General features: G+C 73.2%; 6 protein-coding genes. 2 read left to right on the top strand and 4 right to left on the bottom strand.

Features of this window, described 5'->3' with window-relative positions; genetic code table 11:
- Positions 1-49: 49 nt before the first annotated feature.
- Positions 50-1,174, bottom strand: a complete 1,125-nt coding sequence (locus ACFRMQ_RS37605) for a hypothetical protein (protein WP_380735365.1) — start codon at positions 1,172-1,174, stop codon at positions 50-52.
- Positions 1,171-1,707, bottom strand: a complete 537-nt coding sequence (locus tag ACFRMQ_RS37600) for a SigE family RNA polymerase sigma factor (RefSeq protein WP_380735364.1) — start codon at positions 1,705-1,707, stop codon at positions 1,171-1,173. Before ACFRMQ_RS37600 ends, ACFRMQ_RS37605 begins: the two co-directional genes overlap by 4 nt.
- 116 nt (positions 1,708-1,823) lie before the next feature.
- Here ACFRMQ_RS37600 and ACFRMQ_RS37595 point away from each other — a divergent pair, with 116 nt between their 5' ends.
- Positions 1,824-2,462: a hypothetical protein gene (locus ACFRMQ_RS37595; protein ID WP_380735362.1), complete on the top strand. Its 639-nt coding sequence runs from the start codon at positions 1,824-1,826 to the stop codon at positions 2,460-2,462.
- Positions 2,463-2,493: 31 nt separating this feature from the next.
- Here the strand turns inward: ACFRMQ_RS37595 and ACFRMQ_RS37590 are convergent, their stop codons facing one another.
- A complete protein-coding gene (locus tag ACFRMQ_RS37590; RefSeq protein ID WP_380735360.1) occupies positions 2,494-3,519 on the bottom strand; it encodes an RDD family protein in 1,026 nt (341 codons plus the stop codon).
- 357 nt (positions 3,520-3,876) lie between these two features.
- Here ACFRMQ_RS37590 and ACFRMQ_RS37585 point away from each other — a divergent pair, with 357 nt between their 5' ends.
- Positions 3,877-4,881: a stage II sporulation protein M gene (locus ACFRMQ_RS37585; RefSeq protein ID WP_380735359.1), complete on the top strand. Its 1,005-nt coding sequence runs from the start codon at positions 3,877-3,879 to the stop codon at positions 4,879-4,881.
- A gap of 167 nt (positions 4,882-5,048) precedes the next feature.
- Here the strand turns inward: ACFRMQ_RS37585 and ACFRMQ_RS37580 are convergent.
- A partial coding sequence (locus tag ACFRMQ_RS37580; RefSeq protein WP_380735358.1) for a hypothetical protein occupies positions 5,049-5,275 on the bottom strand: 227 nt, incomplete at its 5' end.

Here is a 5,275-nt window from a genome sequence, read left to right as displayed (position 1 = left end):
CCGGCACTCCCCGCGGGGAGTGCCGGCCACCGGCGTGCGCGGACCGGGTTCAGTTGAAGACCTCCGTGGTCCAGGCGTTCTCGTCGGTGCCGAGCGAGGTGACCCGGTCGAGCAGACCGTTGAAACCGCCGATCGAGGCGAACGGCGCCTCCCCTCCCGTCGCCGAGACGCAGAGCTTGAGGCCGTTGGAGCTCCGGCAGGTTGTCGGCACTGGCACCGCCCCGGGGATGACTGGGGGGGTGGGAGCGTTCGCGGCCGGCGCGGTGTCGGGCTCAGCTCCCACCAAGATCGACTTGCCGTTCAGCATGAAGCCGACGGACGCCGTCCACGGATAGTCCGGGGTGGCTCCGGGGCTGTGCTTCAGGCTCGCTCCCGACTGGACCAGGCCGGGCGGCACATCCGTGATCGTGAAGGGCAGGGCCACCGCCTGGGGCGCGACGTGGACCCCGGCCGCGACCTGCGCCATCATGTTCGCGACATCGTCCTTGGCGCCCACGTACGAGGCGTGCAGCTCGGCCCAGCGGCCGTCGGCGAGCTTGAAACGCAGTGTCCGCATCTGGTCCCCGGCGGCCGGGTCGCCCGGCGCGATGCCGGCCCAGTACGCCGGCCGGCCGTTCACCGGCGCGGTGTCCACCCGGTACCGCAGCCCGCCCTCGTAGCCGAGGTCGAGCGGGGGTTCCACCCCGGCCCCGTACACGGTCAGGAAGAGCAACTGGCGGTTGAAGTCGGTGGTGGCGTCCGTCTGCTTTGGGCCGATGACCTTGACCTGCTCCGTGTCCGGCCGACCGCTGGAGCCCTTGCTGTAGACGAAGGTGTCGAAGCCGGCGGGCAGCCAACCGAAGGTGGCCTGCACCACGAGCGGGTCGTGACCGGTGTCCGGGCCGACCCGGGGGCGGGCGGGGGCGGTGGAGCCGGAGCCCGCCGCCTGGACGGTGGAGCCGGAGCCGGCCTCCGGCCAGGCGGTGCTCAGGGTGGCGGCGCCGACCGCCACCGCCGTCACCGCGCCGAGCACGCCCAGGCGCCGGCGTCGCAGCCGGGAGCGGCCGGACCGGATGGCCCAGGCGGTGTCGGGCACGGCCGTCGGCGCCGGGGAGTCGGCCAGCGCGGTGAGCTCGGCGGCCAGCCGTTGTTCGGTCGCGGAGAGCGAGGACGAACCGTCGTACGGGTCGTTCACGAGGGGATCCTTTCGGAAGGACCGGCCGCGGTCGCGGCGGTCTCGCGGTCGAGGAGCCGACGCAGTGCGTCCAGGCCCCGGGAACACTGGCTCTTGACGTTGCCGGTGGAGCACCCCATGGCGGCGGCGGTCTGCTCGACGGTGAGGTCGCCGTAGTAGCGCAGCACCACCGTCGCCCGCTGACGGGGCGGCAGGGCGGCCAGTGCGGCGCGGAGGTCGACCGAGGCGTCCAGGTCCGCGACGGCCGCCGCCCGTTCCGGGAGCGCCTCCTCGCGGCGCCGGGCCGACCACCGGCCCCACGGCGAGCGCTGCTCGGCGAGGAACGTGTTGACGAGGATCGTCCGCACGTAGCCGTCGATGTTGTCCGCCTTGGAGACGCGGCCCCAGCGCACGTAGAGCTTGGTCACCGTCTCCTGGGCGAGGTCGTCCGCGCGGTGCCAGTCACCGCACAGCAGATAGGCCACCTTGCGGAGCCAGGGGCTCCGTGCCGCGGCGTACTCCGTGAACTCGGCGTCGCGGGTCTGCTTCGCCATCGATGGGATCTCCCTTCCGGCGATGCCTCGGTTCGCAGCGCCCACCTCCCTGATGCGGGCCGTCGGGAGGAGGTTGCATGCCGCCGCCGGAAGACCGCGGCCGTAGGCTTTCGGGCATGCCCAACGGCCGGTACTCGCTCCACGACACCCATGACCACGTCCCGCTCGGCGAGGAGCGCTTCAGCTGCGCCCCCGGGGCGGCCGGGTGGCGGTACGTCTCCAAGACCTACGCGCCGGACGGCCGGGTGCTCGGCAGCACCGACCTCACGCTGGACTCGCGCGCCCGGCCGCTGCGGATGGAACTGCGGGCCGGGGGCTGGCAGGTGCGCGGAGGGGCGGTGGACGGGGTGGCCTGGGTGCGGACCGACGAGGCCGACCCCGGCGGCGAGCACGCCGCGGAGGGGCACGACCGGGCGCACGCCTTCACCGGCCGCTCACCGGGTTTCCTGGTCGCCACCGCCCGGCTGCTGCGGCTGGCGGAGGGGGCGAGCGCGCGGGTGCGGCTGGTGGCGTTCACCGAGCCGGTGCTGGCGCCGCGCACCCTCGACCAGGGGTGGCTGTTGGAGGGGGTGGACACCCATCAGACGGATTCGGGGCCGTTGTTGGTCGAGCGGTACCAGGTGGCGGACCTGGAGACGGGGGAGCAGCAGGTCGTGCACCTGGCGGGGGACGTGGTGCTCGCGGCGGCGGGGATCGAGCTGGAGGAGCTGGAGTCGGCGCCGAACGCCTGGCGGGTGGGGGCGGAGGAGGAGTAGCGGGCGCTTCCGCTCCCGCCCGAGACGGGCCTCAGGCGGGTGGGGCGAAGCCGGGGCCGGGCTTGTCGAGGGACGGCGCGTCCGGGGCGGCGGGTGGGGCCGGTGGGGCCGGGACGGGCAGCGGTGGTGCGGTGGCCGTCGGGGGCGCGGTCTGCGACGGCACGCCGAGGACCCGGACGGGCCGGTCGGGCCGGTCCGGGGTCGGGCCGGCCTGAGCCGGCTCGGGGAACGGGCCGGAGGCCGGACGGGGCGCGGGCACCTGGGCGGTGATCGGCCCGGCCGCCGCCCACTGCCGTTCCTGGACCCGCGTCCACTCCCGCCGCTGGCGCTCGGTCAGCACCGCGCCCAGGAACGCGGCCGGGTGCAGCCCGGAGGCGATCGGGTGGCCGATCCGGGCGGACAGGTCCTCGGCCAGCCGGGCGGACATCCGGTGCATCACCGCAGGGTCCAACTGTCCCGCACGGCCGAGCAGTTGGCGGATCGCGAGCCAGAGCGGCTCCGGCACCGCGGACAGGTCCATCGCGACCAGCTCCCGGCCCATGGACTGCAGCAGATGCGGGTGCACCGGCGGCAGCGGGGAGACGGAGCCGCTCGCGCCCGGAGTGCGCTCGCGGACGACTACTGTCCCGGCGAAGACGTCGCCGAGCCGCTTGCCCTCCGAGTGCACCGCCGAGGTGATCACGGCCGGGGCCCCGCTCAGCGCGATGAGCTCGAAGAAGCCGACCAGCCCGCGCACCAGCGAGTGCCGGAACCGCACCGGCCCGCCGTCGGTTCGCACCACCCGCAGGCCGAGCGCGGCCTTGCCGAGCGAGCGGCCGCGGGTGAAGGTCTCGACCATGACGGGCACGGCCACCAGGAAGAACACCGTCAGGCCGATCATCGTGGCGGCCAGGGCCGCGCCGTCGAGGCCGATCAGGGCGAGGCTCAGCACCAGCGTGAACACCAGCAGGGCGGCGAACTCGACCAGCAGGTCGATCACGATCGCCAGCGCCCTGCTCGGGAGCTTCGCCGTCTGGAGGCCGAGGACGACCGCCTCACCCGTCACCAGGTCGCTCAAGACACCTGTCCGTTCACGCTCTTGGAGCCCGTACGGCTCGCCCATGGAGATCCGGGACCGCGCGGGCGGCAGCGCCCGGGGGAGGGAGCCACCCCGGAGCGGCTCCCCGTGACCCGCTCCCCGCAGTCTGATCGGCAGCCGCAAACATACGGGTCCCGGCGGGCGCACGGGAAGTGAGATCCCGACGGCCGACGCGGTGGCCGCTGCTGGCATGCTGGGCCGGACGTGTCCGCCCGGCCCCGTCGTGCCCGCAGGCCCGCGCACACAGGCCGGGGCACACGGCCCGGGCACAACCGTCCGCACCCGCCCGTCCGCACCCGCCCGTCCGCGCCCGCCGCCGATCATGGAGCCGCCGAAATGGACCTGGACGTCTTCGTCGCCACCCACCAGGGGGAGTGGGCCCGGCTGGACGCCCTCTCCCGGCGGCGCCGGCTCAGCGGGGAGGAGGCCGACGAACTGGTCACGCTCTACCAGCGCACCACCGGCCACCTCGCCAAGGTCCAGGCCGCCGCGCCGGACCCGGCGCTGGTGAGCCGGCTGACCGGCCTGGTCTCGCGCGCCCGCAGTGCGGTGACCGGGGCCCGGACCAACGGCTGGCAGGACGTCGCCCGCTACTACACGGTGAGCTTCCCGGCCGCGCTCTACCGCGCGCGCCGCTGGTGGGTGCCGGTCGCGATCCTCTCGCTGGTCGCCACCGCGCTGCTGGCGTGGTGGACGGCCACCCACCCCGAGGTCCGCAACAGCCTGGTCGCACCGGAGCACCTCGACGAGCTGACCCGCCCCGGCGGCCAGTACGAGGCGTACTACTCGGACCGGCCGGCCGGTTCCTTCGCCGCGCAGGTCTGGACGAACAACGCCTGGATCGCCGTGCAGTGCCTGCTGTTCGGGATCGCGCTGGGCATTCCGGTGCTCTACGTGATGTGGACCAACGTGCTCAACCTCGGCGTCGGCATCGGACTGATGGCCTCCGCCGGACGCCTCGACGTCTTCCTCGGCCTGCTCATCCCGCACGGCCTGCTGGAGCTGACCGCCGTCTTCGTGGCCGGCGGCCTCGGCCTGCGCCTCGGCTGGACCGTCATCGACCCCGGCCCGCGCACCCGTGGGGTGGCGTTGGCGGAACAGGGCCGCGCGATCATCGGGATGTCGATCGGCCTGGCGACCGTCCTGGCGGTCTCCGGAGTCCTCGAAGCCTTCGTGACCCCGTCCGGCCTGCCGACCTGGGCCCGCATCGGCATCGGCGTGCTGGCCGAAGCGGCCTTCCTCCTCTATGCCCTGGTGCTCGGCCGAAGGGCCGCCGAGTCCGGCGAGTCCGGCGACCTGGCCGCTGCCGACCGGGCGGACCTCCAGCCGGTCGCGGCCTGAGCCCTGGCGATCGACAGGCCTCTGACCTGCTACTCTTCTCTCACCCCGGCCAAAACCATTGACGTGGTGAGGGTGGGCTAGTAGCTTTCAACGGTTGGGACTGACTGGACAACGGTCGGTCCCGGGCGTTAGTGTCTACGACACCGCCGAATCGAGGCGAGCGTGTTTCACGAAATGCGCATCCTCTGACGAAGCAAATCCCACGGACTGACCACTCCGGAAGCTTTGATAAGCTTCTGGAAGAAGTTCGCAGGAAATCCCGCCGGCGGGAATCGGATGAATGAAACTCCGGAAACGGAGCGGAAAACATCTGGTAAGCTGGAAACACGAAAGAACGAAGCCCGGAGGGCCTGCTGGAAGGCAGTCCGAAGGAAGCGTCCGTTCCTTGAGAACT

The sequence above is a fragment of the Kitasatospora sp. NPDC056783 genome (genome assembly GCF_042789895.1).
In the GTDB taxonomy this organism is placed as follows: domain Bacteria; phylum Actinomycetota; class Actinomycetes; order Streptomycetales; family Streptomycetaceae; genus Kitasatospora.
Note: the sequence above shows the minus strand (reverse complement) of the source record. Positions and strands in the feature narration are given on the sequence as shown.